We start from the raw sequence: 26,498 nt of genomic DNA on the forward strand, positions 1-26,498 counted from the left end.
GGTTTGACCGCTCGGAAAAACTGACGCTAACTGGGCGCCGGGCGCCGTGGTTCCGGCGGCGCGCAACGCCGCGAGACCCTTCATGCCAGATCTGTCCAACCTCCGCATCGACGGCGCGCGCCTGTGGGACAGCCTGATGGAGATGGGGCAGATCGGCGGCACCCCGAAGGGCGGCTGCAACCGCCTCACGCTGACGGACGTCGACCGGCGCGGCCGCGACCTCTTCGCGCGCTGGTGCTCGGAGGCCGGCCTCGCCATGACGGTCGACGCCATGGGCAACATGTTCGCCCGCCGGGCCGGAACCGAGGCGGGCCTGCCGCCCGTCATGATGGGCAGCCACCTCGACACCCAGCCGACCGGCGGCAAGTTCGACGGCGTGCTCGGCGTGCTGGCGGGGCTGGAAGTGCTCCGCTCCCTCGACGACCTCAACATCCGCACCCGTCACCCGATCGAGGTCGCCAACTGGACCAACGAGGAGGGGTCGCGCTTCGCCCCCGCCATGGTGGCGTCGGGGGTCTTCGCCGGCGCCTATACGCTGGAGCAGGCCTATGCGATCCGAGACCGCGACGGCAAGGCGCTCGGCGACGAGCTGGAGCGCATCGGCTTCAAGGGCGAGGCGCCCTGCGGCGGCCGTGCCATCCGCGCCATGTTCGAGCTGCACATCGAGCAGGGCCCCATCCTTGAGGACGAGGGGATCGACATCGGCGTGGTCACGCATGGCCAGGGGCAGCGCTGGTACGAGGTGACGCTGACGGGGTTCGAGAGCCATGCCGGCTCGACCCCCATGCCGCGCCGCCGCGACGCGCTGGTCGGGGCGGCGAAGGTGGTCGAGCTCGTCAACCGGGTCGGCCTCGATCACCCGCCGCTGGCGGTGTCGACGGTCGGCATGCTCCAGCCCTATCCCGGCTCGCGCAACGTCATCCCGGGCCAGGTCTTCCTGACCTGCGAGTTCCGCCACCCCGAGGAAGCCGTGCTGGTCGCCATGGACCGGGCGCTGCGGGACGGGATCGCCGCCATCGCCGCGGAGGCGAAGCTCGACGTCGAGATCAAGCAGGTCTTCGACTACCCGCCGGTTCCCTTCGACGAGGGCTGCGTCGGCGCCGTGCGCCGCGCCGCCGAGCGCGGCGGCTTCAGACATCGCGACATCGTGTCGGGCGCCGGGCACGACGCCTGCTACATCGCCCGCGTGGCGCCGACCGCCATGATCTTCACGCCCTGCGTGGGCGGCATCAGCCACAACGAATCGGAAGAGATTTCCCCGGCCTGGGCCAGCGCCGGCACGCAGGTGCTGCTGCACGCCGTCCTGGAGATCGCCGAAGTCGTGGACTGAGCCGGCGCCGGCATCGGGGTTTCAACACGGAGGGACGCATGTCGACGGTCATCAGGGGCGGCACGGTGGTGACGGCGGCGCGGAGTTTTCCCGCCGACGTGCTGGTCGAGGACGGCCGGATCGCGGCCGTGGGGACGGACCTCCGCGGCGACAGCACGATCGACGCCGCGGGCTGCCTGGTGATGCCGGGCGGCATCGACCCCCACACCCATCTCGAGATGCCCTTCATGGGCACGACCACGGCCGACGACTACGCGAGCGGAACCCGGGCGGCCCTGGCGGGCGGCACCACCATGGTGGTGGACTTCTGCATCCCGTCGCACGGCCAGAAGCTGATGGACGCCTGGGCCGACTGGGACCGTCGTTCCGCGACGGCCGCCACGGACTACGCCTACCACATGTGCATCGTATCCTGGTCGGAGGCGATCCGGGCCGAGATGGCGGAGGTGGTGGCCAAGGGCGTCACGACCTTCAAGCATTTCATGGCCTACAAGGGCGCCCTCATGGTCAACGACGAGGAGATGTTCGCCTCGTTCAAGCGCTGCGCCGAACTCGGCGCCATGCCGCTGGTCCATGCCGAGAACGGCGACGTCGTGGCGGCCCTGCAGGCCGAGCTGCTCGCCGCCGGCATCACCGGGCCGGAAGGCCACGGCTATTCGCGCCCGCCCGCCGTCGAGGGCGAGGCCGCCAACCGCGCCATCATGCTGGCCTGGCAGGCCGGCGTGCCGCTCTACGTGGTCCACACCTCCTCGATCCCGGCCCACGAGGCCATCCGCCGGGCCCGCGCCAACGGCCAGCGGGTCTACGGCGAGCCGCTGATCCAGCACCTGGTGCTCGACGAGACCGAGTACCTCCATCCGGACTGGGACCATGCGGCGCGGCGCGTCATGTCCCCGCCGTTCCGAGACAAGCTGAACCAGGACGACCTGTGGAACGGGCTGCGGGCCGGCTCGCTGCAGGTCGTGGCCACCGACCATTGCGCCTTCACGACCGAGCAGAAGCGCTTCGGGCGGTCGGACTTCACCAAGATCCCCAACGGCACGGGCGGCCTCGAAGACCGCATGCCGGTGCTGTGGACGCGCGGCGTCGGGCAGGGGCGGCTGACGCCCGAGGAGTTCGTCGCCGTCACCTCCACCAACATCGCCCGCATCCTCAACCTTTACCCGCGCAAGGGCTCGGTCGCGGTCGGGGCCGATGCCGATCTCGTGGTCTGGGACCCGAAGGCCCGGAAGACCATCACGGCGGCCGCGCAGGTCTCCGCCATCGACTACAACGTCTTCGAGGGCGTGGCCTGCGAGGGCCTGCCGCGGGTCGTGCTGTCGCGCGGCGAAGTCGTGGTGGAGGGCGGCAAGGTCCTGGCCGAGCCTGGCCGGGGCCGCTTCGTGCCGCGCCAGCCCTTCCCGGCCGAAGCCCGGGCGCTGCGCCGCTGGCACGACATCACGGCGCCGAAGGCGGTCGCCCGCTGATGGGCGTCGCCGTCGTGCCACCCAGGGCCGGTTCGGCGTCGGCGTCGCCCGCCGCCGGCGCTCCGGCGCCCGCCGCCGGCGCTCCGGCGGCCGTGGAGGCGCGAAACCTGTCGCTCGTCTTCGACACCGACGACGGCCCGGTCCAGGCCCTGTCGCATGTCGACCTCACGATCCGGCCGGGCGAGTTCGTGTCGCTGATCGGGCCATCGGGCTGCGGCAAGACCACCCTGCTGCGCGTCATCGCCGACCTCGAGACCGCAACCGGCGGGACCCTGACGGTGAAGGGCATGAGCCCGCGCGACGCGCGGCTCAGGCGCTCCTACGGCTACGTCTTCCAGGCACCGGCTCTCTATCCGTGGCGCAGCGTCGCCCGCAACGTGGCCCTGCCGCTGGAGATCATGGGCGTGCCGCGGGCCGAGCGGCGGCGGCGCGTCGAGGCCGGGCTCGACCTCGTCAACCTCGCGGGCTTCGGCAACAAGTTCCCCTGGCAGCTGTCCGGCGGCATGCAGCAGCGCGCCTCCATCGCCCGCGCGCTGTCCTTCGACCCCGACCTGCTGCTGATGGACGAGCCCTTCGGCGCGCTGGACGAGATCGTGCGCGACAAGCTCAACGACCAGCTGCTGCGCCTGTGGGACCGCACCGGCAAGACGGTGGTCTTCGTCACCCATTCGATCCCCGAGGCCGTGTTCCTGTCGACCCGCATCGTCGTCATGTCGCCGCGGCCGGGCCGGGTGCACGACATCGTGGACTGCGACTTCCCCCGCGACCGGACGCTGGACATCCGCGAAACCCCGGAGTTCCTGCGCGTCGCCCACCGCGTCCGGGAGGGGCTGAGGGCCGGCCACGCCTATGTCGACTGAGGCGGCGGGATCGACGCCGCTGCGGCGGCGGCGCCCCAGCCCCGCGAGGGCGTGGCACGGCGTGGCGACCCGGGCGACCCCGGTCGTCGTCGTGGTTCTGGCCGTCCTCGCCGCCTGGTACGTCGCCGCCGTGGCGATGAACGCCGACCTGCAGCGCCAGGCCTTCGACACGGCCGGCACGGCCGATGCCGCCTGGCCGGACTTCGTCGCCGGGACCTGGTCGCAGGCACACCCGCGCCTGCCGGCCCCGCACCAGATCGCCGGCGAGATCGGCCGCTCGGTCTTCGCCGTGGCGCCGACCTCCAAGCGCTCGCTCGTCTACCACGCCGGCATCACGTTGGAGGCCACGGCGCTGGGCTTCCTGCTCGGCGGCCTGTTCGGCTTCGGGCTGAGCCTCCTCGTCGTCCATGCGCCGAGCCTCGACCGCGGCCTGATGCCCTGGATCGTGGCGAGCCAGACCGTGCCGATCGTGGCGCTGGCGCCCATGATCGTGGTGATCCTCGCCCAGGTCTCGGTCACGGGCCTGCTGCCCAAGGCCGTGATCGCCGCCTATCTGTCGTTCTTCCCCGTGGCGGTCGGGATGGCCAAGGGCCTGCGCTCGTCCGACCCCCTGCACGTCGACCTGATGCGGACCTATTCGGCCTCGCGGCCCCAGGTGCTGCGGCTCCTGCGCCTCCCCGCGAGCCTGCCCTTCCTGTTCGCCAGCCTGAAGGTCGGGGTGGCGGCGAGCCTCGTCGGCACGGTGGTGGCCGAGGTCACCAAGAGCGAGGACGGGGGCCTCGGCGCCCGGCTTCTGGCCGGCTCCTACTACGGCCAGACCGTGCAGATCTGGGCGGCGCTGCTCGTCGCGGCGCTGTGCGGGGCCGGCCTCGTCGGCCTCGTGTCGGGCGTGGAACGCCTCGTGCTCGGGCGCTTCGGGGGCGGCCGGTGAGCGGCCTCGCCTGGCTCGGCTGCGCGGCGGTGTGGCTCGCCGCCTGGGGCCTCGTCGAACTCATCGTCCGGCGCGGGCCCCGACGCGGCTTCGCCGGGCGCGCCGCCGCCGTCGCCGTCCCGCTGATCTTCGGCGCCACGGTGCTGTTCTGGTGGGAGGCGCTGGTGCGGGGCTTCGCCGTGCCGGCCGTGATCCTGCCGCCGCCCTCCGCCATTGCGGCGCGCATCGTCGCTTCCCCGGCGATGCTGGCGGCCGACTTCGCCCAGACCATGAAGGGCCTGGCGGCCGGCTACCTCATCGGCTGCGGCGGCGGGATCCTGGTGGCGGTCGCCATCGACCGTGTTCCCTTCCTGCAGCGCGGGCTGCTGCCGCTCGGCACGCTGGTGTCGGCGCTGCCGGTGGTGGGCGTCGCCCCCATCATGGTCATGTGGTTCGGCTTCGACTGGCCGTCCAAGGCCGCCGTCGTCGCCGCCATGACGTTCTTCCCCATGCTGGTGAACTGCAACGCCGGCCTCGGCGCCACGACGGCGCTCGACCGCGACCTGATGAGCACCTACGCGGCCTCCTACGCGGCGACCCTGTGCAAGCTCCGCCTGCCGGCCGCGCTGCCCTTCGTGTTCAACGGGCTGAAGATCTGCACCACGCTGGCCCTCATCGGCGCCATCGTGGCGGAGTTCTTCGGCACGCCGATCGTCGGCATGGGCTTCCGCATCAGCGCGGAGGTCGGCCGCATGAACATCGACACCGTCTGGGCCACGGTCGCCGTGGCGGCGCTGTCGGGATCGCTCCTCTACGGGCTCGTGGCCCTGGCGGAGCGGCGCATGACGTTCTGGCACCCGTCCTTCCGCGGGCGCCGGTCTTGAAGGGGAACCAGCCATGAAACGCGTGATCTGCGGTCTGGCGGCGCTCGGCGCCGCGACTCTCGGGCTTTCCGGCGCGGCACGGGCCGCCGACGCCGTGACGCTGCAGCTGAAGTGGGTCGCCGATGCCCAGTTCGCCGGATATTACGTCGCCAAGGACCGGGGCTTCTACAAGGACGCCGGCCTCGACGTCACCATCAAGCCCGGCGGGCCGGACGTGAACCCCGAGCAGGTGCTGGCCGGGGGCGGCGCCGATGTGGTGGTGGACTGGATGCCGTCGGCCCTGGCGACGCGCGAGAAGGGTTCGCCGGTCGTCAACATCGCCCAGCCCTTCAAGCGCTCGGGGCTGGAACTGACCTGCCGGGCCGATTCGGGCGTGAAGTCGCCGAAGGACTTCCCCGGCCACACGCTCGGCGTCTGGTTCGCCGGCAACGAATACCCGTTCCTGGCCTGGATGTCGAAGCTCGCCATCAAGACCGACGGCCCGCCCGGCGTGACGGTGCTGAAGCAGGGCTTCAACGTCGACCCGCTCCTGCAGAAACAGGCGGCCTGCATCTCGACCATGACGTACAACGAATATTGGCAGCTGATCGAGGCCGGCATGAAGCCCGCCCAGCTCGTCGTGTTCAACTACACCGACCAGGGCGTGGCGACGCTGGAGGATGGGCTCTACGCGCTCGAACCCAAGCTCAAGGACGCCGCCTTCACCGACCGCATGGCCCGCTTCGTCAAGGCGTCGATGAAGGGCTGGGACTATGCTCAGGCCCATCCCGACGAGGCCGTGAAGATCGTGCTCGACAACGACACCTCCGGTGCCCAGACCGAGGAGCACCAGAAGCACATGATGGACGACGTCAACAGGTTGACGCAGGGCGCGACCGGGGCGCTCGACCCCGCCGCCTATGCCGGTACCGTGAAGGTGCTGCTGTCGTCCGGGTCCGACCCCGTCATCACCAAGGAGCCGCAGGGCGCCTGGACCCACGCCGTGACCGACAAGGCCGGCATCACGGCACCTTGATCGATGGATGTGCGACCGCCCTCACCGTGCCATGATGTGCAACGAATCATTGCATGGACGAATGCGGCATGGGGAAGGGTGGCGCGAGCGCGTTGTTCCGGGGCGCACCGCTGCCGACCCGGAGCCATCCCGGGCCTCGCACCCGCGGCGGGGCAGCGGACGGCTGGACCGCCCTCCACGACTTCGTGGCGGCAGCGCGTCAGACGACTGACCCCCGCCGCCGCCTCGCCCGGGACCGGCTCCTCGCCTGCGTTCCGGCCGAGCCGCCGGACTATCTCAACGGCGAAGGCGCGGCGCTCCTCTATGCGGACCTGATCATCGACCGTTACGGGCGCGGGCCGGGCGCCTTCGACGCGGCTGTCGCGGGACTTGCGGATTGGCTCCTGGCCGTGCAGGGGGGCTGCGCCCTGGCGGTCGCGGTCAATCAGGTGAGGATCGAGGCTTCGGGCGACCGGCCCGCCAACGAGATTCGGATCTGGTCGGAGCCCTTCTTCCTCGCGGCCCGCTGCGCGCTGGTCCAGGCCCCAAACGCCCGCTACGCCGAGGCCGTCGCGGCCTTCGCCGGAATCGCCGATGCCGAAGGCTGGCCGGCGGCCGCGGTTGCGGCCTTCGTCCTTGCCGACGATCGGGCCGAAGCTCACCATCTCCAGCCGCTGGCCGTGCTCCGCGCCGCCGAAGCGGCGGGCGCATCCGCCGCCGACGCGCCCGCGGTCATCGCGCTGGTGGCTGAATCGCCCCCCGATCTCGTCGCCGACCGCCGCGTCCAACGCCGGGGCAGCTTCTCCTTCGCTCGGGCCGCCATGGGGCCGGCCCGGCTGGCCGCGACGCTCGCCGCCGTCGCGGCGCGCAACGGGCAGGCGGCACTCCCCGCCCTGTCCTGGCTGCTGCACCATGCGGCCGACGCCGATCGCTTGACGATCGGCAAGGCCGTCCTAGCTACGGGGCACGACGCCGCCCTCGTCCCGCTCCTGCCGTTCCTGCATCGGAGCTGGGCGAGGGCCGCCCTGGCGCGCGCCGAAGCCTGCGATCCGGCCTGGACGGTCGGGCGCTATCTCACCGCCGTTTCGGAGGGACGCGGCGGGCCCGTCCTGCGGGCCCGCCTGCAGGGCTGAGTCGCGCGGCACGGCGCGGCGGCGGTGCGGGCTTGGGCCAGAGCCACGGTACCCGCGAACCTCGCCGCGCTCGAAGCGTTGATCGCCCCCGCCCCGATCGCCCTCGCGCCGCGCGATACATGGCCGGCCTACCTCCGCGACCCGCCCTGGCGCGATCCGGCGCGGTTGGCCCCCGTCCGACATATCGTTTCCGTCTCACCTCTCGCGACGTCCTTGAGCTTCGATGCGGAAGCCGAGAAGGGGGCCCATGGACTGAGCTGGCCCGAAGCCCGCGCCCTGGTCCTGCCCTTCCTGTCGAGCCTCGCCGGCGTGATCGCCATGACCGAGGCCGCACTCGCCCCGACGTCCGAGCGTCCGCGCGTCGGCCCGGCCCCCGAAACGCTCGTGCCGTTGGAGGCAGGCGACGCCGCCGTGTTGTCCTGGTTCGTGACCCGGCTGGATCAGCTGGACGCCACGAAGGCCCGTCCGTGGAGCGCGACCCCCTATGAGGCCATCTTCGAGGGGCTCGGCCGTCAGCCGGCCGAACTCGCGCTCAGGCTCTGGCGGCGGGGCGGGCCTCTGCTGGCCCTGGTGCGGTGGCGGGAAGGGCCCGCGCGCGCGATGGTGCGGCGCTTCGGCCGACAGGTCCTGCCGGAGCTCGTCGGCCTCGTCGCCGAAAATCCGCTCGTGGGCTTCGAGCGATTCGCCGATCTCGGTGCGGGCGAATTCGCGCCGGTTACCGCCCAGGTCCTGGCGCGCCACCGCGTCGCAAGGGAGGCCGCGCTCGCGTGGTTGAGGCGGCACCGGGCGGTGGCCTGATCCACCTCGTGCCGCGCGCCATCGGTCCGGCGGGACGCGAGCGCGAGGAGGCCGGCGCCGCGATCCGGCGCATCAATGCCGAGCCCGACGGTCGACGCGCCCTGGCCGAGGCCCTGTCACGCTACGCCGAGGCGGGCTTCGTCCTCGACGAGGCGGTGGCCGAGGTGCTGGCCGGCGACGAACTCGCCCTCGCGCCGGACCGCATTCGCCCGCTCCCGCCCTGGTTCGACCCGGAGAGACTCGCGCGGCCGGAATTACGGGGCGGCGGGGCGCTGCCCGACGAGGCCGTGCTCGCCATCGGCGAGGTCCTGTCCTTCAGTACCCCCGACCATGTTCACGCCGGTGTCATCAAGGTTCGCGAGGCCTGCACGGACGCGAGCCTGGGGCGCTTCGCCGCCGACCTCCTGGCAGCCTGGCTGGCGGCCGGCATGCCGGGCCAGCAGGGCTGGGCGATCTGGGCCGTGGGCTGGCTCGGCGACGACGGCTCGGTCGCGCCGCTCGCCGCCGCCCTTCAGCGCTTCGCCGCCTGCCGTGCCCTGCCGCAGGTCGCCATGGCGATCCAGGCCCTGACGGATCTCGGCAGCGACGCGGCCGTCATGCGCCTGGGTCTCCTGGCCAGTAAGCTCGGCGCCAAGAGCATGCGGGCGAAGGCCCGCCGGCACCTCGAAGCCATGGCGCAGTCCCGCGGGTTGACGCGCGAGGACCTCAACGATCGGACGGCGCCCGATCTCGACCTCGATGCCGAGGGCGGGCTGGATCTCGACTTCGGCCCGCGCAGATTCAGGGTCGTCTTCGACGAGGCTCTGGTGCCCCGGGTCCGGGACGAGGCTGGCCGCATGGCCGCCGTCCTCCCGAAGCCGCGCCGGTCGGACGACGCCGCGCGGGCCGCCACCGCCACGGCGCGCTGGCGCCTCCTGAAGCGTGAAACCATACTCGCGGCCGGCGCCATCCTGTCCCGCCTCGACGCCATGGTGGGGACGGGCCGTCGCGTCTCACCCGAAGCCTTTCTGGCCTGCTTCGCCCGCCATCCCTTCGTGGGGCAGGCCGCCCGGCGCCTAGTCTGGGGCTTCTACGACGGGATGGAGGCGGATCGCTCGCCCAAGCTGACCTTTCGGCTCGCGGGCGCGACGGCGGTCGACACGGAGGATGTGGAACTCGCCGATGTCCTTCCCGCTTCGGCAGGGTACTTCGGCCTCGTGCACCCCCTGCAGGTGTCGCCGCTCGTTTTGGCAGCGTGGCGGGCAGCCTTCGCCCGGCACGGGATCGCCCAGCCCTGCCGCCAGCTCGAGCGGCCGGTCCATCGCCTGACCGGGGCCGAGGATATCAAGACGGAAGTCTTTTGCTTCCAGGGGATCGCCGTGGAGCCGGGATGGCTGCGCGGCATGGCGGCGCGCGGCTGGTCCTTCTCCCATCCGGTCGACGACGGCCTGATGTGGACCATCGAGCGCGACGTCGTGCTGCGGGACGGGCGGGTCGGCGTCGCTTCGCTGGGCTTCCGACCCGGCCTCGGGGTCGGTCGTTCCGAGCCGGGCGAAGCGCCGCGCGCGCTGGACCTGCTCAGCCTGCGCTATGCCACCGAGGGGGCCGAGGAGGGTCCTGTCGCATTCCATCACCTCGACCGCGTGACGGCGAGCGAGATCCTGCGCAGCCTCGACGATCTCGCTGGGCACGGCCGCCATCCCGTCCCGTCCGATGGCCTCGATGGACCGACGCCGGCCCTGCAGTAGCGGAGGGGGCGGTTCGAGATTCGCCTCCACCGTCGTGTCGATCCTCTTCCAATTGTCGGATGTAGAAATACTTTCGTCCGATTCGTCAGAGCGGTTGCCACGACCGATCCCGTTCGGCCATCATGACACTCGATCCGGCCATCGTGTCACCCCGATCGACCCGTACCGAACCGCGGGTCCTTCGCAGGGTGGCGCGCATTCAAACAGAGCCGCGACGACCCGGTCCGGAGGAAACCGTCCGAGAGGAGGGCCGAATGCTGATGGCTGATATCCTGCATTCCTGCACCGACGAGGGCATCGCAGCCGCGGCGGTGGCGTCGATCGGCGGCCCGTTCGCGGCCGCCATCCGGCTCGAGGCCGAGCATCGCGGCCTGTCCGTGGGGGCTCTCACGGCGTCGCTCGTGGCGGCCTTCGCCCGAAACGCATCCGAACGCGATTGGCGCGAGCTTTCCGTCAACATCGCCGGCGCCGATCTCCCGGTCCTGTTCGGCCTCCAGGCGATGGCGGAACGCTCGCTGCGGCAGCGCGACCAAGCGACACGCGCGCGACCCGTCCGCGACGGCAGGACGGCCGCCACCGGCGCACTCGCCGGCCCGGCCCTTCTGTTCGGCCCGGGCTGAGGGCGGGGCGGCCTCGGCACCGCCGCCAACTCAACTCAAAGTCGTCGATGGTCGCGCGTGTTTCGGCTGGCGCCGGCCGGCGCCGGCATGACATGGTCGGCCGGCCGTCATAGGACGGCATGCGGCGGGGCCCGAGGGCCGCCGCGGGCATCGAGGGACCGGGATGGCACTGCGCCTCTACAACACGCTGACGCGCCGCAAGGACGATTTCACGCCGCTCGACCCCGAGCGGGTGCGGCTCTACGTCTGCGGTCCCACCGTCTACGACCGCGCCCACATCGGCAATGCCCGCCCCGTCATCGTCTTCGACGTGCTGTTCCGGCTGCTGCGCCACCTCTATGGGCCGGACCACGTCGTCTATGCCCGCAACATCACCGACATCGACGACAAGATCATCGCCCGGGCGGCCGAGCGCGGCATCGGCATCGGCGAACTCACCGAGGGCACGGCGCGGGGCTTCGCCGAGGACGTCGCGGCGCTGGGCACGCTCCGGCCCAGCATCGAGCCGCGCGCCACGGATCACATCCCCGAGATGATCGCCGTCACGCAGCGGCTGGTCGCGTCGGGCCACGCCTATGCCGCCGAGGGTCACGTGCTCTTCGCCGTGGGCTCCATGGCGGATTACGGCCGTCTGTCGCACCGCACGCTCGACGAGATGCTGGCCGGCGCGCGCGTCGAGGTGGCGCCCTACAAGCGCGGCGAGGGCGACTTCGTGCTGTGGAAGCCGTCCGCCCCGGACGAGCCGGGGTGGGACAGCCCCTGGGGCCGGGGACGGCCGGGTTGGCACCTCGAATGCTCGGCCATGAGCTGGAAGCACCTCGGCGAGCAGTTCGACATCCACGGCGGTGGGCTCGACCTGATCTTCCCCCACCACGAGAACGAGGTCGCGCAGAGTTGCTGCGCCTTCGATACGCCCTTCATGGCCCAGGTCTGGATGCACAACGGCTTCCTGCAGGTGGAAGGCCAGAAGATGTCGAAGTCGCTGGGCAACTTCGTCACGATCCGGGACCTGCTGGACACGGACGGTTTCGGCGGGCGTGCCTGGCCCGGCGAGGTGCTGCGCCTCGCCATGCTGCGCACCCACTACCGCCAGCCGATCGACTGGACCGTGAAGGCGCTGGAGGAAGCGGAGCGGACGCTCGACCGGTGGTACGGCCTGTCGGAGGGCGTCGCGCCAGCCGCCGAGCCCGCCGCCGCCTTCCTCGGCGATCTGACCGACGACCTCAACACGCCGGGCGCCATCGCGGCCCTGCACGGCCTCTTCTCCGACCCCGACGCGCGCGGCGCGGCCGTGGCTTCGGCGCGCCTGCTGGGCCTCATGCAGGACACGCCCGCCGCCTGGGCGGGCCGGCGGCAGGCGGCATCGGGGCTCGACCGGGCCGAGGTCGACGCGATGATCGCGGATCGGCTCGCGGCGCGGCAGGCGAAGCTTTGGGCCGAGTCGGACCGGATCCGCGACGCTCTGGCGACCATGGGCGTCGTCATCAAGGACAACAAGGACGGCACCACCAGCTGGGAGGTGGGCCGGAAGGGACCCGCGTGATGGCCAAGGACGACGACGAGACCGGCAAGCCCGCGCTGCGACCGATGCTGCCCGACGATGCGCCGGCCCTGGCCGCCATCTTCGGCGCCAGCATCGAGGAACTCGCCGCCGAGGACTACGACGAGGACCAGCGTGCCGCCTGGATGGCGACGGCCGAGGACGAGGGCGCCTTCGGGCGCAGGCTGAGGGCCATGCTGACGCTGGTGGCGACGGTGGCGGGCACTCCGGCCGGCTTCGCCTCGCTGAAGGACAACAGCCGCATCGACATGCTGTTCGTCGACCCGGCCCTGGCCGGGCGCGGCATCGGCACGCTTCTGGTCGATGCCTGCGAGAAGCTCGCCAGGGCTCGCGGCGCCGCGGCCCTGACGGTGGACGCCAGCGACACCGCCCGCCCCCTCTTCGAGCGCCGCGGCTATCGCGCCCAGAGCCGCCAGTCGATCCCGCTGAACGGCGAGTGGCTGGCCAACACGCGCCTCGAGCTGACCTTCGAGAGCGCCCGGCCGGATGCGGCCGACTGACGGGAGGCTGGCGACGACGAAGGACGCGGTCGAGAGCCGCCGGAGCTGTCTCGACGCGCGACCCGCCACGGCACGGCGCCTGACCGACCCCGCCTTGCCACCGTCACAGGCACCGCCTATCCCGGCGGCACCGATCACCCGAGAGACCCCCATGCACCTGCGTCGTCGTGAACTCCTCCTGGCCGCCTCGGCCGCCCTCGTCGCCGGTGCGGCCCTCGGCGCCGCGCCGGCCCGGGCGGCCGATGCCGATACCGTGGTGATGACCACCAAGGACGGCAAGATCACCATCCAGCTCGACCCGAAGCTCGCGCCGGGCCACGTCAAGCAGATCGAGACGCTGGTCGGCCAGCACTTCTACGACGGGATCGTGTTCCATCGCGTCATCGGCGGCTTCATGGCGCAGACCGGCGACCCGACCGGCACCGGCATGGGCGGCTCGAAGCTCCCCGATCTCAAGGCCGAGTTCACCGACACGCCCTTCAAGCGCGGCACGGTCGGCATGGCGCGTTCGTCGAGCCCGGATTCGGCCAATTCCCAGTTCTTCATCTGCCTCGGCGATGCGCCCTTCCTCAACGGGCAGTACACGGTGGTGGGGCAGGTGACGTCCGGCATGGACGTCGTCGACAAGATCAAGAAGGGCGCTGCCGACGACAACGGCAAGGTGACCAACCCCGACAAGATCGTCACGATGCGGATGGCGTCGAAGTAACGGCACCTTGCCGCGTCGGTCGCGCGGGGCGGCAGGCCTGGCGCTCGCCGCCCTGGTGGCGGCGAGCCCGGCCGCACAGGCGCAGGCCCGCCGCATCGCGCCGGGGATGCGGCCGCCGCTCCCGGCGCAGCGGGCGGCGCCCTTCCGTTTCGGGCCGCGCCTTCAACTGCGGCGCTGGCGCTTCGGGCTGCGACCCTTCATCCGGCGCCGCTATCCGCCCGATGTGCCGCCGCTGCTGCTCCCGCCGTCGCCGCCCGACGAGTTCCTCCAGCCCGAGGGGCCCGGCACCTCGCCGCTGATCGAGGGCACGCCCGACAATCTCCCGGCCTTCGCCCATGGCTTCCACCTGTCCGTGAAGGTCGGGGCGGGCCAGACCTTCGCGGTCCCGGCGACGCTCGGCCGCTTCGTCGAGGTGGGGCCGGCGCTCGGCCGGTGTTTCTCGCCGCCATCCGGCCTCGCCTGGGGCTCCGTCACGCTGCGGGTGAGCTTCCGGCGCGACGGCTCGGTGTTCGGCGTGCCCCGCGTGCCCTACAGCGATGCGGCTTCGGCGGACCAGAAGACCGCGCTTGCGCATTCGCTGCTCGACGGGCTTAAACGCTGCACACCCTTGCCGCTGTCGCCGTCACTCGGTGCCGCGGTGGCAGGCGAGATCTTCGCCGTCCGTTTCATCCACGAGGACAAGAGATGACCGATAACAACACGCTGACGCTCGATACCACCAAGGGCCCCGTCGTCATCAAGATGCGCCCGGACCTCGCCCCCAACCATGTCGAGCACATCAAGAAGCTGGTGAGCGAGAAGTTCTACGACGGCGTCGTCTTCCACCGCGTCATCGACGGCTTCATGGCGCAGACCGGCTGCCCGCACGGCACCGGCACGGGCGGCTCGAAGTACCCGAACCTCAAGCAGGAGTTCAACGCCGAGCACCACAAGCGCGGCACCTGCTCCATGGCCCGCGCCCAGAGCCCGGACTCGGCGAATTCCCAGTTCTTCATCTGCTTCGACGATGCCGGTTTCCTCGACCGCCAGTATACGGTGTGGGGCGAGGTGGTGTCGGGCATGGAGAACGTCGACAAGATCAAGCGCGGCGAGCCCGTGCGCGATCCCGATTCCATCACCACCGCCACGATCGGCTGATCCTGCGGACGCGCCGGCCCGGTCCGCCCTCCGGCGGGCCGGGCCGGCGCGTGACGACGCCATGCTGGTCGACGACTTCGATTTCGAACTTCCCGAATCCGCCATCGCGTTGCGGCCTGCCGCGCCGCGCGACAGCGCGCGTCTCCTCACGGTCGATCCGGCGGACCCGGCGCGTTTCGGCGACCGCGCCGTGCGCGACCTGCCGGACCTGCTGCAACCCGGAGACGCGCTCGTCGTTAACGACACCCGCGTCGTGCCTGCGCGCCTGTTCGGCCTGCGGCGCCGCGGCGACGCGATCGCCCGCATCGAGGTGACGCTGCACCGGCGCGACGCGCCCGACCGGTGGCGGGCCTTCATCCGTCCGGCGAAGCGTTTGGCGGACGGCGAGCGATTGGCCTTCGAGGCCGACGGCGCCGAGGTGCTGGCCGCCACCGCATCCGACAAGGACGGCGGCGAGGTCAGCCTCAGCTTCGACCGGTCCGGCGAGGCGCTCGACGCCGCCGTGGCCCGTGTCGGCCAGATGCCGCTGCCCCCCTACATCGAGCACCGCCGGGCGGGCGATGCCGCGGATGCCGCCGATTACCAGACCCTCTTCGCCGACCGGCCCGGCGCCGTGGCGGCACCGACCGCCGGCCTGCATTTCACGCCGGACCTCGTGGCTCGCCTCGCCGCCGCCGGCGTGGCGCTGCACCGCGTCACGCTGCATGTCGGCGCCGGGACGTTCCTTCCCGTCAAGTCCGACACCACCGAGGGCCACCGCATGCACGGCGAGATCGGCGCCGTCTCGCCCGACACCGCCGCGGCGCTCACCGACGTCCGCCGCCGCGGCGGGCGGGTCGTCGCGGTCGGCACCACGTCGCTGCGCATCCTCGAATCGGCGGCGGGCGCGGACGGGGTCGTCCGCCCCTTCGCGGGCGAAACCTCCATCTTCATCACGCCCGGCTACCGCTTCCGGGCCGTCGACCTGCTCATGACCAACTTCCACCTGCCGCGCTCGACGCTGTTCATGCTGGTCAGCGCCTTTTCGGGGCTCGACACGATGCGGGCCGCCTATGCCCGGGCCATCGCGTCCGGCTACCGGTTCTATTCCTACGGCGACGCCTGCCTGCTCCGGCCCACGGCGGCGAGCGCGCCGCCGACCCCGGGACCCGTTCCATGACCGCCGACTTCCGCTACGAGCTCCTCGGCCAGGACGGCGCGGCCAGGACGGGCCTCATCCACACGGGCCGCGGCCCGATCCGCACCCCGGCCTTCATGCCGGTCGGGACCGCCGGCACCGTGAAGGCCATGTACATGGACCAGGTGCGGGATCTCGGCGCCGACATCGTGTTGGGCAACACCTACCACCTCATGGTGCGGCCCGGCGCCGAGCGCGTGGCCGAACTCGGCGGCCTGCACGGCTTCTCGACCTGGGCCGGCCCGATCCTCACCGATTCCGGCGGGTTCCAGGTCATGTCCCTGGCGAAGCTGCGCAAGCTCGACGAGACCGGCGTCACCTTCCAGTCTCACATCGACGGCTCCAAGCACCGGCTCACCCCCGAGCGCTCGATGGAGATCCAGGCCCTGCTCGGCTCCGACATCCAGATGCAGCTCGACGAATGCGTGCGGCTGCCGGCGCCCGACGCCGAGGTCGAGCGCGCCATGCTGCTGTCGCTGCGCTGGGCCGAGCGCTCGCTGCAGGCCTTCGACGCCCGGCCGGGCCGCGCCTGCTTCGGCATCGTGCAGGGCGGCACCGTGCCGGCGCTGCGCGTCGAGAGCGCGAAGCGGCTCGCCGCCATGCCGTTCGGCGGCCTCGCCATCGGGGGGCTCGCCGTCGGCGAGCCGCAGGCCGACATGCTGGCCACGATCGAGGCCGTCGAGCCGCACCTGCCGGCCGGCAAGCCCCGCTACCTCATGGGCGTCGGCACGCCCGACGACCTCGTCGAGGCGGTGCGGCGCGGCGTCGACATGTTCGACTGCGTTATGCCGACGCGGGCGGGCCGCCATGGCCTGGCCTATACGCGCTTCGGCAAGGTGAACCTGCGCAATGCCCGCCATGCCGCCGACCCGCGACCGCTCGACGCGGCATCGGACTGCCCGGCGGCGCGGGACTATTCGCGCGCCTACCTGCACCACCTCGTCAAGTCCGACGAGATCCTCGGCATGATGCTGCTGACCTGGGTCAACCTCAGCTATTACCAGGCGCTGATGGCGGGCCTGCGGGCCGCCATCGCGGCGCGGAGCCTCGACGGCTTCGTGGCCGAGACCAAGGCGGGCTGGGCGGCGGGCCTCGGCGACTGAGGCACCGACGCCCCTATTGCCCGCGCGTGCCCGCCGCGGCGAACCGGATCGCTTCCTCGGCGGCCCGCACCAGGGCTTCGGCCTTGTTGGCGCATTCCTGGTTCTCCGATTGCGGCACCGAATCGTAGACGATGCCGGCGCCGGACTGGATGTGCATCGTGCCGTCCTTGATGACGGAGGTGCGCAGCACGATGCAGGTGTCCATGGCGCCGTCGGCGCCGAAATAGCCGATGCAGCCGCCGTAGATGCCGCGCTTGTCGCGCTCGAGCTCGTCGATGATCTGCATGGCCCGCACCTTGGGGGCGCCCGACACCGTGCCGGCCGGGAAGCCCGCCGCCAGCGCGTCGATGATGTCGCGGTCGGGCCGCAGCCGCCCCTCGACGTTCGACACGATGTGCATGACGTGGCTGTAGCGCTCGATGAAGAAGCGGTCCGTCACGGCGACGGAGCCGATGGCGGCGACGCGGCCGACATCGTTGCGGCCGAGGTCGAGCAGCATGAGGTGCTCGGAGCGTTCCTTCGGGTCCGCCAGCAGTTCCGTCGCCAGCGCCTCGTCCTCGGCCGGCGTCGCGCCGCGCCGCCGCGTCCCCGCGATGGGCCGGATGGTGACGGCGCCCTCGCGCACCCGCACCAGGATTTCGGGCGACGAGCAGCAGATCTGGAAATCGCCGAAATCGAGGAAGCTGAGATAGGGGGCGGGGTTGATGCGCCGAAGCGCGCGATAGAGCGCGAAGGGCGGCAGCGTGAAGGGGCCCGAGAAGCGCTGCGACAGGACCACCTGGAAGGCGTCGCCGGCCCGGATGTAGTCCTGGGCGCGCTCCACCATGCGCAGGAACTCGGGCGCCGGGGTGTTGCTGGTCGGGCGCTCGGCGAGCAGCAGCGGGTCGGCCGGGGCGGCGGGATGCGCCAGGGGCGCCTCGAGCGCGCGGATCACGCCGTCGAGCCGCGCCTCCGCGGCCTCGGCCGCCTGCCGGGCCGAGACCCCGGCCTTCGGCCGGACCGGCGTCACCACAATCATCTCGTCGCGCACGCCGTCGAACACCACCATGACGGTGGGGCGGATCAGCAGCGCTTCGGGCACGCCGATCGAGTCGGGCTTGGCAGGCGCCAGCTTCTCCATGTGCCGCACCATGTCGTAGCCGAGGTAGCCGAACACGCCGGCCGACATGGGCGGCAGCCCCGCCGGCAGCGCCAGGGCGGATTCGGCCAGGAAGGCCCGCAAGGCGTCGAGCGGCGGGCCTGGCATGGGCCGAAAGGCGCTGCCGGCCTGGCCGGCATCGCGGTCGACCTCGGCTTCGGCCCCGGTGCAGCGCCAGACGGCGTCGGGGTCGAGGCCGATCATCGAGTAGCGGCCGCGCACCGCGCCGCCCTCGACGGATTCGAGCAGGAACAGGTTGCCGGCCCGGTTCGCCGCGAGCTTGAGGTAGGCCGAGACCGGCGTCTCGAGGTCGGCCACCAGCACCGACCAGACGGCCGTGGCTCGACCCTCCGCATGGGCCGCCGCGAGAGCCTCGAAGCCCTGGTGCGCCACCGTCAGTATCCGGCGCCGGAGGCGGCCTGCAGCGCGCCCTGGTTCACCTTGGCGCCGAGCTTGGCGCGCAGCACGCCGAGGTAGTCGTTGATGACCCCGTCCTGCAGCGAAGCCGCGTAGCGCTGCGCGGTCTGCTTGGCCTCCGGGGCGTCGGGGTCGAGCGGCGGCGTGACGCTGTCCAGCACCTTGAACAGCGTGCGCGCCTCCGGCCCCGTCGGGGCCGAGCCGGCGGACCCGACCGGGACGTCGAAGATGCGGGCCACGACGCCGGACGGCAGCCCGGTCGCGCCGGCGCGCTTGGCATCGCCGACGTGGACCACGGACAGGCCCAGCGGGGCCGCGATGGCGTCCAGCGTCTGGCTGCCGGCGTCGACGGCCTTGACGAGGTCGGCGGCCTTGGCGTCGAGGCGCCGGGCCGTCTCCTCCTCCTGCCACACGGCCTCGACCTTCGGCTTGGCTTCGGCGAGGGTGAGCTGCCGGGCGGGCTCGATGGCGGCCACTTCGAACCACACCGTGCCGCCGTCGCGCGTCGCGATCGTGTCGTTGTCGACGCCGATGTCGGACGCGAAGGCGGCTTTCAGCAGGTCGGGCCCGTCCACCAGGCCCTCGACGGGCTTTCCGTCCCGGCCGTTGCCGGCGATGTCGACGGCGTCGACCGTGCGGGCCGCGAGACCGACCGCCGTCGCGGCATCGCTCAGCGACTTGCCCGACGCGCGCGCGTCCTCGATGCGGTCGCGCAGCACCTTCGCGGCGGCCGTGGCCCGAGAGGTCGCGAGTTCGGTGCGGAGCATCGGCGCGACGGCGTCGAAGGGCTGGACGGTCGCGGGCGTCACGGCATCGACATGGGCCACGACGCTGCCGAACGCCCCCTTCACGGGGTCGCTGGTGCCGTCGGCCGGAAGGCCGAAGGCGGCATCCGCCACGGCGCGGTCGAAGATGGCGTCCTTCGCCACCGTCCCGAGATCGACCACCTTGTCGCCCAGCGCGTCCGCCTTGACGGCGTCGGCGAAGCTTTGGCCGTCACGCACGCGCTTGACGAAGGCTGCCGCGGCCTCCTCGCTCGGGAAGACCACTTGGCTGACGTGGCGCGTCTCCGCCGTGCCGAACCGCTCGGCCTTGACGGTGTCGTAGACGCCGCGGACATCGGCGTCCGACACGTCGCCGGGCTTGGCGAGGCCGGCCGGCGTCACCGCCAGCACCACGAGCTTGCGATATTGCGGCGCCTCGAACGCGCCCTTGTGGGCGTCGTAATAGCTCGAGAGCGCGGCGTCGTCCGGGGCCGGGATGGGGCCGGCCGCCGCGGCCGGCAGCGCCAGCGTGTCGACGCTGCGCGTCTCGTCCTGATAGCGGTGGACGGCGTCGACGGCCGCCACGGGAGCGTCGAGACCGCCGATCAACGCCTCGATGATCTCGCGGCGCAGGTAGACCTGCTTCTGGTCGCGGACGAAGGCCGCCTCGGTCATGCCGTTCTCGTTCAGCACGGAATTGAAACGGCCGCGGTCGAAGGTGCCGCCCGGCCCGGCGAAGGACGGGTCCGCCAGGATCTTGCGGGCGACATCCTTGTCGGAGATGGCGAGGTTCAGGGTGCCGGCCCGGTCCTCCAGCGCGGCATCCGAGACGAGGCGCGACAGGACCTGGGCGTCGAGCCCGATCCGGTGCGCTTCCTCGTTGGTGATGGCCCGCCGCGCCCGCCGCTGCAGGTCCTGGAGCTCGACCTGGTAGGCCTGTCGGTAGGCCTGGGTCGAGACCGTCACGTCGCCCACCTGGGCGACGGTGTTGGCGCTGCCGCCCCGGAACGGGTCGCCGATGCCCCAGATGACGAAGGCCACTAAAATGACGCCGAAGACGAGCGTGGTCAGCGCCTTGCCGATCCAGGTCGATTGAGCGGCGCGGATGCCTCCGAGCATGGAATGGGTCTCGTGCGGTGATGGGGGGCGGCGGGCCGCGGGATCGGGCGCAGGATTATAGGCAGCCACTCCCGAGCGCAACGCACCCCTTCCGGGCCGCCGCCCCGCCGCCGCGGCGCGACCCCGATCGGCGGAAGGCCCCGAGCGGCTCCCGCCCATGTCCCGGTTCCGCGCAGCGCGACCGGGATCTTTCGCCCGTGCCGCGGCTTGCCCCCCGATGCGGCGCCATGCCGGGGAGATCGCCACCATGGACTATGTGAACCTGGGCCGGACGGGCCTGAAAGTCTCGCGGCTCTGCCTCGGCTGCATGACCTACGGGGAGCCCGACCGCGGCAACCACCCCTGGACCCTGCCCGAATCCGAGAGCCGGCCCTTCATCAAGCGGGCGATCGACCTCGGCATCACCTTCTTCGACACGGCGGACGTTTATTCCGATGGGTCGAGCGAGGAGATCGTCGGCCGGGCCCTCAAGGAGTTCGCCCGGCGCGACGGGATCGTGCTCGCCACCAAGGTCCACGGCCGCATGCACACGGACGCGAACGGCGCCGGCCTGTCCCGCAAGCACATCATGGCGGCCATCGATGCCAGCCTGAAGCGGCTCGGCACCGACCATGTCGACCTGTACCAGATCCACCGCTACGACGCCGAAACGCCGATCGAGGAAACGCTGGAAGCGCTGCACGACGTCGTGAAGGCCGGGAAGGCCCGCTACATCGGGGCCTCGTCGATGTATGCCTGGCAATTCTGCCGGGCGCTCGCCGTCGCGGAGCGGCATGGCTGGACGCGCTTCGTGTCGATGCAGAACCACTACAACCTGCTCTACCGCGAGGAGGAGCGCGAGATGGTGGCGCTGTGCCGGGCCGAGGGCGTCGGCATGATCCCGTGGAGCCCTCTGGCCCGCGGCCGTCTGACCCGCAAGCCCGACGAGACCACGGGGCGGGCCGAGACGGATGCCTTCGGCAAGACGCTCTACACGGCCTTCGCGCAGGCCGACGGCGCCGTGATCGACGCCGTCGGGGCGGTGGCGGCGGAGCGCGGCCTGCCGCGCGCGCAGGTGGCGCTCGCCTGGCTGCTGTCGAAGCCCGGCGTGACGGCGCCGATCGTCGGGGCGTCGAAGCCCCATCACCTCGACGATGCCGTGGCGGCCCTGTCGGTGACGCTGTCGGCCGAGGAGATCGCCCGCCTCGAGGCCCCCTACGTGCCCCACGCCGTGGCGGGGTTCGGCTGAGCTCTCGTGGACGGCTCCGCTCCCGGCACGGGCGCGGAGACTGCGCAGGCCCGGCTCACGGCACCAGGAAGAAGGTCGACATGATGCCGCGACCCTTCACGTTGACCGGCGCCCGGGGCTCGACGGCGTAGCAGCCGTCGAGGGCGGCCAGGGTTTCTCCCGTGATGTGCACGCGCCCGGCTTCCCCGAGCGACTCCATGCGGCTCGCCACGTTCACGGTGTCGCCCCACACGTCGTAGATGAACTTGTCCTTGCCGATGATCCCCGCCGCCACGGGCCCGGTGTGGAGACCGATGCGGATCCGCAGGTCCTGGCCCCGGGCGCGGCTGGCCTCGGCGACGGCGGCCGGCATGCGGAGCGCCATGGCCACCGCCCGCCTGGCATGGTCCGGGCAGGCACCCGGCAGGCCGCCGGCCGCCATGTAGGCGTCGCCGATCGTCTTGATCTTCTCGAGCCCGTGCTCGGCGGTGAGACGGTCGAAGCGCGAAAAGATGCCGTTCAGCAGGTCCAGCACGGCGTCCGGGGGCAGGGTGGCGGTGGTCTGGGTGAAGTCGACGATGTCGCTGAACAGGATGGTGGCGGATGCGAACCGGTCGGCGATCACCGATTCGCCCGCCCGGAACCGGTCGAGCACGCTGCGGGGCAGGACGTTGAGCAGCAGCTTCTCGGAGCGTTCCTGCTCGGCTCGGAGCTCGCGCGTCGTGGCCTCGTCGCGGTCGCGCAGGAACTTGCGCTCGAGCGAGGCCGTCATGCGGGCCCGCAGCAGCACGGGGTTGATGGGCTTGGTCAGGTAGTCGTCGGCGCCGGCCTCGATGCAGTGGACGGCGCTTTCGATCTCGCCGAGCGCCGACACGATGATGACGGGCAGCCCGGCCGTGGCCGGCGTCGCCTTGATGCGCCGCAGCACCTCGATGCCGCTGAGCCCCGGCATCAGCAGGTCGAGCAGCACGAGGTCGTAGTCGGTGCCGGCGAGCAGTTCGAGCGCGCCCTCGCCGTTGTCGCAGCTCGTGACCTCGTGGCCGTCGCGGCGCAGGCGTCGGGACAGCAGGTCGAGCGTCGACGCGTTGTCGTCGACCACCAGCACCCGCCCGATGGCGCGCGGCCCGGTCTGGCCCTGCTCCTTCAGGACCGAACGGATCGCCTCCATGGGCTCTTGGAGCCCGGCATCCTGGTCGAGCAGCTGCCGCGCCTCCTCGACGCGGCCCTCGTGGTTGAGGCGCAGGAAATCCACCATGGCGTCGATCTGGTCAAGCAGGCGCCGCGCCGCGTCCAGGATGTCGGTGAGGGTGCCGGCCTGGCCGGCCGTCCCGGCGGCGTCCGGCCCGTCGCCGATCTCCTCGCCGAGGAGTTCGCCGTAGCCCAGGATGGCCGTGATGGGGGTGCGCAGCTCGTGGCGCAGGTGGCTCGAGGCCGTCGCGGCGTCGCCCCCGTCCACCAGCCCCTGCATGGTCGTGGGGTCGAGCAACCTGCGCACCGTGGCGTCGAGCCGCTCGGCGGCGGCGGCGAGCTTGGCCACGTCGTCGCGGGACGCCGCGTCGGTCCAGTCCTCGACCAGGAGGGCCACCAGCCCCGTGATGGCCTCGACGGGCGCCTGGAACTCCGCGCGCGCGAAGACCGCCAGCAGGCGGCGCATGGCTTCGCCGGCATCGCCGGGGGCGTCGACATCGGGGACGCCAGGTTCGAACACGCTCGCTCCTCGCCGGCCCGGCGCCCAGGCCCGTTCGGCGGGCCTTGCATTCCGCCGAGCCTTTGATACCCCGCTGGGCGCATCCCCTCAATGCTCCAGGTGAGATCCGCGATCATGGCCACCCTGCGACCGCTGCTCGCCGGCAATTGGAAGATGAACGGGACGCGAGCGTCCCTGTCGGTGGTCTCCGCCCTGCGCGACGCCGTCGCGGCCGGACGGATGCGCGGCGTCGACACGGTGGTGTGCCCGCCCGCCACGCTGGTGATGGCGGCGGCCGACCTTTGCGCCGGTTCGTCGCTGATGATCGGCGGCCAGGACTGCGATAGCCAGCCGGCCGGGGCGTCGACCGGCGACGTTTCCGCCGAGATGCTGAAGGACGCCGGCGCCGCGGCCGTCATCGTGGGCCATTCGGAGCGCCGAAACCTTCACGGCGAAAGCGACGCCGTCGTGCGCGCCAAGGCCGAGGCGGCGGCGCGGGCCGGCCTGCTCGCCATCATCTGCGTCGGGGAAAGCCGGGCCGAGCGCGACGGCGGCGAGACGCTGCGGGTGATCGGGCGCCAGATCGACGAATCGGTCCCGCCGGCCGCCACCGCCCGCACGGTCGCCCTGGCCTACGAGCCCGTCTGGGCGATCGGCACGGGCCTGACGCCGGAAGCGACCGACATCGCCGAGGTGCACGGCTTCCTGCGCCGGCGACTGCAGGCCCTGATCGGGGGCGAGGGCGGCGGGGTCCGGCTCCTCTACGGCGGCTCGGTCAAGCCCGACAACGCCGGAGAGGTTTGGGGCGTCGAGAACGTCGACGGCCTACTCGTCGGCGGGGCCAGCCTGAAGGAAGAGGACTTCCTGGCGATCGCCGCCGCCCGTTGAGCGCGGGCGCGAAGCGCGAAATTTGCATCGCGGACGCCATGGTGTATGGAACCGGCGACCTTTCGCCCGCCCGCGGCGCCGTTTCCGCGTGCCGTCCCGAGTACCCATGATGCAAACCGTCCTGATCGTGCTGCACCTGATGATCGTGATCGCGCTGGTGGCCACCGTGCTGCTGCAGCGGTCCGAGGGTGGCGCCCTGGGGGTCGGGGGCGGCGGCGGGTTCATGACGGGGCGCGGCCAGGCCAATGCCCTGACGCGGGCCACCGCCATCCTGGGCACGGCCTTCTTCGTGACCAGCCTCGCGCTGACGCTCCTCGCCCATTACAACAGGGCACCGAAGTCCATCATCGACGTGCCGGCCGCCAGCCGGACGGCGCCCGGCGCGCCGACTCCGGTCCCGGTGGCGCCCGGCTCCAACGTGCTCGACCAGATCCAGCAGATCGATCGGCAGAAGAGCGGCGCCGCGACCCCGGCGGCGCCCGCCGCCCCGGCCCAGCCGGAGGTGCCGAAGTCGCAGTGACGACCGAGGCCCGACGTCGCGAAGGGGCGGCCCGCGTGCCGCCCCTTCGCCGTTTTCGCTCCGCCGGCCGCCGAAGCCCGAACAGGATCGGGTTTCGCGTCGGGGCATGTCGGCCACAGCGCGACATGCCCCGGAGCCGGTGCTCCGTTCCATCGGTTCGCCGCGGCGGCATCCCGGATGCCGCCCGGCGGAACCGCGTTGAGACAGGTGTTTCCCCATGGCGCGCTACGTCTTCATCACCGGCGGCGTGGTGTCCTCGCTGGGCAAGGGCCTGGCTTCGGCGGCGCTCGGCGCCCTGCTCCAGGCCCGGGGCTACACGGTAAGGCTGAGGAAGCTCGACCCCTACCTCAACGTCGACCCCGGCACGATGAGCCCCTACCAGCACGGCGAAGTCTTCGTCACGGACGACGGCGCCGAGACCGACCTCGACCTCGGGCACTACGAGCGTTTCACCGGCCGGCCGGCCACCCGCGCCGACAACATCACGACGGGCCAGATCTACCAGGACATCATCGCCAAGGAGCGCCGCGGCGACTTCCTCGGCGCCACCGTGCAGGTGATCCCGCACGTGACCAACCACATCAAAGAGTTCGTGTTGTCGGGCAACGACGACACCGACTTCGTGCTCGTCGAGATCGGCGGCACGGTCGGCGACATCGAGGGCCTGCCGTTCTTCGAGGCCATCCGCCAGCTCGGCAACGACCTGCCGCGCGGCCACGCCGTCTACGTCCACCTGACGCTGCTGCCCTTCATCCCGACGGCGGGCGAGCTGAAGACCAAGCCGACGCAGCATTCCGTGAAGGAACTGCGCTCCATCGGCATCCAGCCCGACATCCTGCTCTGCCGGTCCGATCGGCCGATCCCGGTCGAGGAGCGCCGCAAGCTCGGCCTCTTCTGCAACGTGCGGGAGGACGCCGTCATCGAGGCGCGGGACGTGGGCTCCATCTACGACGTGCCGCGTGCCTACCACGAGGCGGGGCTCGACCGCGCGTTGCTCGCCGCCTTCGAGATCGCGCCGGCGCCCAAGCCCGACATGACGCGGTGGAACGCCGTGACCGAGCGGGCGCTGAACCCGGAAGGCGAGGTCCGCATCGCCGTCGTGGGCAAGTACACGGGCATGAAGGACGCCTACAAATCCCTCATCGAGGCGCTGATGCACGGCGGCCTCGCCAACCGCGTCAAGGTCAGGCTCGACTGGATCGAATCCGAGGTGTTCGAGGGCGACGAGCCCGCGACGCAGCTCGAGGAGGTGCATGCCATCCTGGTGCCGGGCGGCTTCGGCCAGCGCGGCGCCGAGGGCAAGATCGCGGCGGCCCGTTTCGCCCGCGAGCGCAAGATCCCGTATTTCGGCATCTGCTTCGGCATGCAGATGGCCGTGATCGAGGCGACACGGGCGCTGGCCGGCGTCGCCGAGGCCAATTCGACGGAGTTCGGCCCCTGCGCCGAGCCCGTCGTGGGGCTGCTGACGGAATGGATGCGCGGCAATGCCCTCGAGCAGCGCCTGCACGACGGGGACCTCGGCGGCACCATGCGCCTCGGCTCCTACCCGACGACGCTGAAGACCGGGACGCGCATCGCCGGCATCTACGGCGGCACCGAGATCGCCGAGCGCCATCGCCACCGCTACGAGGTCAACACCGGCTACCGGGAGCGCCTCGAGGAGCACGGGATGGTGTTCTCGGGCATGTCGCCCGACGGGCTGCTGCCCGAAACGGTCGAGCTCGCCGACCACCCCTGGTTCATCGGCGTGCAGTACCATCCGGAGCTGAAGTCGCGCCCGTTCGACCCGCACCCGCTCTTCGCCAGCTTCGTGGCGGCGGCCCTGACCCAGTCGCGCCTCGTCTGACGC

The 26,498-nt window shown here is 71.9% G+C and carries 24 protein-coding genes; 21 read left to right on the top strand and 3 right to left on the bottom strand.

Features of this window, described 5'->3' with window-relative positions:
• The first annotated feature begins 82 nt into the window (after positions 1–82).
• The 17 genes from D3272_RS11355 to tgt all read left to right on the top strand — a co-directional run bounded on the left by D3272_RS11355 (position 83) and on the right by tgt (position 16,909).
• Entirely contained in the window at positions 83–1,330 is a 1,248-nt protein-coding gene (locus tag D3272_RS11355; protein WP_129219280.1) for a Zn-dependent hydrolase, read from the top strand.
• Positions 1,331–1,368: 38 nt separating this feature from the next.
• The gene (gene hydA / locus D3272_RS11360) at positions 1,369–2,796 is read left to right on the top strand and encodes a dihydropyrimidinase (protein ID WP_129219281.1); all 1,428 of its coding nucleotides are present in this window, start codon (positions 1,369–1,371) and stop codon (positions 2,794–2,796) included.
• The gene (locus D3272_RS11365; protein ID WP_129219282.1) at positions 2,796–3,656 is read left to right on the top strand and encodes an ABC transporter ATP-binding protein; all 861 of its coding nucleotides are present in this window, start codon (positions 2,796–2,798) and stop codon (positions 3,654–3,656) included. Before hydA ends, D3272_RS11365 begins: the two co-directional genes overlap by 1 nt.
• 61 nt (positions 3,657–3,717) lie before the next feature.
• A complete protein-coding gene (locus tag D3272_RS11370) occupies positions 3,718–4,587 on the top strand; it encodes an ABC transporter permease (RefSeq protein ID WP_245496501.1) in 870 nt (289 codons plus the stop codon).
• On the top strand, positions 4,584–5,450 hold the full coding sequence (locus D3272_RS11375) for an ABC transporter permease (RefSeq protein WP_129219284.1): 867 nt from the start codon (positions 4,584–4,586) through the stop codon (positions 5,448–5,450). The genes D3272_RS11370 and D3272_RS11375 overlap by 4 nt, the downstream gene beginning before the upstream one ends.
• Before the next feature lie 13 nt (positions 5,451–5,463).
• Entirely contained in the window at positions 5,464–6,465 is a 1,002-nt protein-coding gene (locus D3272_RS11380) for an ABC transporter substrate-binding protein (protein ID WP_129219285.1), read from the top strand.
• A gap of 53 nt (positions 6,466–6,518) precedes the next feature.
• The gene (locus tag D3272_RS11385) at positions 6,519–7,577 is read left to right on the top strand and encodes a hypothetical protein (RefSeq protein WP_129219286.1); all 1,059 of its coding nucleotides are present in this window, start codon (positions 6,519–6,521) and stop codon (positions 7,575–7,577) included.
• A gap of 213 nt (positions 7,578–7,790) precedes the next feature.
• Positions 7,791–8,375 carry a hypothetical protein gene (locus tag D3272_RS11390; protein ID WP_129219287.1) on the top strand — a complete coding sequence of 195 codons (585 nt, stop codon included), beginning with the start codon at positions 7,791–7,793 and terminating at the stop codon, positions 8,373–8,375.
• Positions 8,345–10,102: a DUF4132 domain-containing protein gene (locus tag D3272_RS11395; protein WP_129219288.1), complete on the top strand. Its 1,758-nt coding sequence runs from the start codon at positions 8,345–8,347 to the stop codon at positions 10,100–10,102. Before D3272_RS11390 ends, D3272_RS11395 begins: the two co-directional genes overlap by 31 nt.
• A gap of 260 nt (positions 10,103–10,362) precedes the next feature.
• On the top strand, positions 10,363–10,722 hold the full coding sequence (locus tag D3272_RS11400) for a hypothetical protein (RefSeq protein ID WP_129219289.1): 360 nt from the start codon (positions 10,363–10,365) through the stop codon (positions 10,720–10,722).
• A gap of 163 nt (positions 10,723–10,885) precedes the next feature.
• Positions 10,886–12,265, top strand: a complete 1,380-nt coding sequence (gene cysS, locus D3272_RS11405; RefSeq protein WP_129219290.1) for a cysteine--tRNA ligase — start codon at positions 10,886–10,888, stop codon at positions 12,263–12,265.
• Entirely contained in the window at positions 12,265–12,783 is a 519-nt protein-coding gene (locus D3272_RS11410; RefSeq protein WP_129219291.1) for a GNAT family N-acetyltransferase, read from the top strand. The genes cysS and D3272_RS11410 overlap by 1 nt, the downstream gene beginning before the upstream one ends.
• A 151-nt stretch (positions 12,784–12,934) precedes the next feature.
• Positions 12,935–13,492 carry a peptidylprolyl isomerase gene (locus D3272_RS11415; protein ID WP_129219292.1) on the top strand — a complete coding sequence of 186 codons (558 nt, stop codon included), beginning with the start codon at positions 12,935–12,937 and terminating at the stop codon, positions 13,490–13,492.
• 7 nt (positions 13,493–13,499) lie between these two features.
• A complete protein-coding gene (locus D3272_RS11420; protein WP_129219293.1) occupies positions 13,500–14,180 on the top strand; it encodes a hypothetical protein in 681 nt (226 codons plus the stop codon).
• The gene (locus tag D3272_RS11425) at positions 14,177–14,629 is read left to right on the top strand and encodes a peptidylprolyl isomerase (RefSeq protein ID WP_129219294.1); all 453 of its coding nucleotides are present in this window, start codon (positions 14,177–14,179) and stop codon (positions 14,627–14,629) included. The genes D3272_RS11420 and D3272_RS11425 overlap by 4 nt, the downstream gene beginning before the upstream one ends.
• A 61-nt stretch (positions 14,630–14,690) precedes the next feature.
• Positions 14,691–15,788, top strand: a complete 1,098-nt coding sequence (gene queA / locus D3272_RS11430) for a tRNA preQ1(34) S-adenosylmethionine ribosyltransferase-isomerase QueA (RefSeq protein ID WP_129219295.1) — start codon at positions 14,691–14,693, stop codon at positions 15,786–15,788.
• Entirely contained in the window at positions 15,785–16,909 is a 1,125-nt protein-coding gene (gene tgt / locus D3272_RS11435; RefSeq protein WP_129219296.1) for a tRNA guanosine(34) transglycosylase Tgt, read from the top strand. The genes queA and tgt overlap by 4 nt, the downstream gene beginning before the upstream one ends.
• Positions 16,910–16,922: 13 nt before the next feature.
• On the opposite strand, the gene trpE is transcribed toward tgt, so the two are convergent.
• Together trpE and D3272_RS11445 are read right to left on the bottom strand one after the other, a co-directional pair.
• The gene (gene trpE, locus D3272_RS11440) at positions 16,923–18,440 is read right to left on the bottom strand and encodes an anthranilate synthase component I (RefSeq protein WP_245496503.1); all 1,518 of its coding nucleotides are present in this window, start codon (positions 18,438–18,440) and stop codon (positions 16,923–16,925) included.
• A 2-nt stretch (positions 18,441–18,442) separates the two neighbouring features.
• Positions 18,443–20,347 carry a peptidylprolyl isomerase gene (locus tag D3272_RS11445; RefSeq protein ID WP_165361314.1) on the bottom strand — a complete coding sequence of 635 codons (1,905 nt, stop codon included), beginning with the start codon at positions 20,345–20,347 and terminating at the stop codon, positions 18,443–18,445.
• Positions 20,348–20,594: 247 nt separating this feature from the next.
• On the opposite strand from D3272_RS11445, the gene D3272_RS11450 reads away from it, so the two are divergent.
• Positions 20,595–21,575, top strand: coding sequence for an aldo/keto reductase (locus tag D3272_RS11450; RefSeq protein ID WP_129219298.1), 981 nt, complete (start codon positions 20,595–20,597; stop codon positions 21,573–21,575).
• A gap of 55 nt (positions 21,576–21,630) precedes the next feature.
• On the opposite strand, the gene D3272_RS11455 is transcribed toward D3272_RS11450, so the two are convergent.
• Complete coding sequence (locus D3272_RS11455; protein WP_129219299.1) at positions 21,631–23,262, bottom strand: adenylate/guanylate cyclase domain-containing protein; 1,632 nt, start codon at positions 23,260–23,262, stop codon at positions 21,631–21,633.
• Positions 23,263–23,373: 111 nt separating this feature from the next.
• Between D3272_RS11455 and tpiA the strand changes: the two genes are divergently transcribed.
• The 3 genes from tpiA (at position 23,374) to pyrG (ending at position 26,495) form a co-directional block, all read left to right on the top strand.
• On the top strand, positions 23,374–24,129 hold the full coding sequence (gene tpiA / locus D3272_RS11460; protein WP_129219355.1) for a triose-phosphate isomerase: 756 nt from the start codon (positions 23,374–23,376) through the stop codon (positions 24,127–24,129).
• 109 nt (positions 24,130–24,238) lie between these two features.
• Positions 24,239–24,649 carry a preprotein translocase subunit SecG gene (gene secG / locus D3272_RS11465; protein ID WP_129219356.1) on the top strand — a complete coding sequence of 137 codons (411 nt, stop codon included), beginning with the start codon at positions 24,239–24,241 and terminating at the stop codon, positions 24,647–24,649.
• Between the two features lie 217 nt (positions 24,650–24,866).
• Positions 24,867–26,495, top strand: a complete 1,629-nt coding sequence (gene pyrG / locus D3272_RS11470; protein ID WP_129219300.1) for a CTP synthase — start codon at positions 24,867–24,869, stop codon at positions 26,493–26,495.
• Positions 26,496–26,498 lie beyond the last annotated feature (3 nt).

The sequence above is a fragment of the Lichenibacterium ramalinae genome (assembly GCF_004137085.1).
In the GTDB taxonomy this organism is placed as follows: domain Bacteria; phylum Pseudomonadota; class Alphaproteobacteria; order Rhizobiales; family Beijerinckiaceae; genus Lichenihabitans; species Lichenihabitans ramalinae.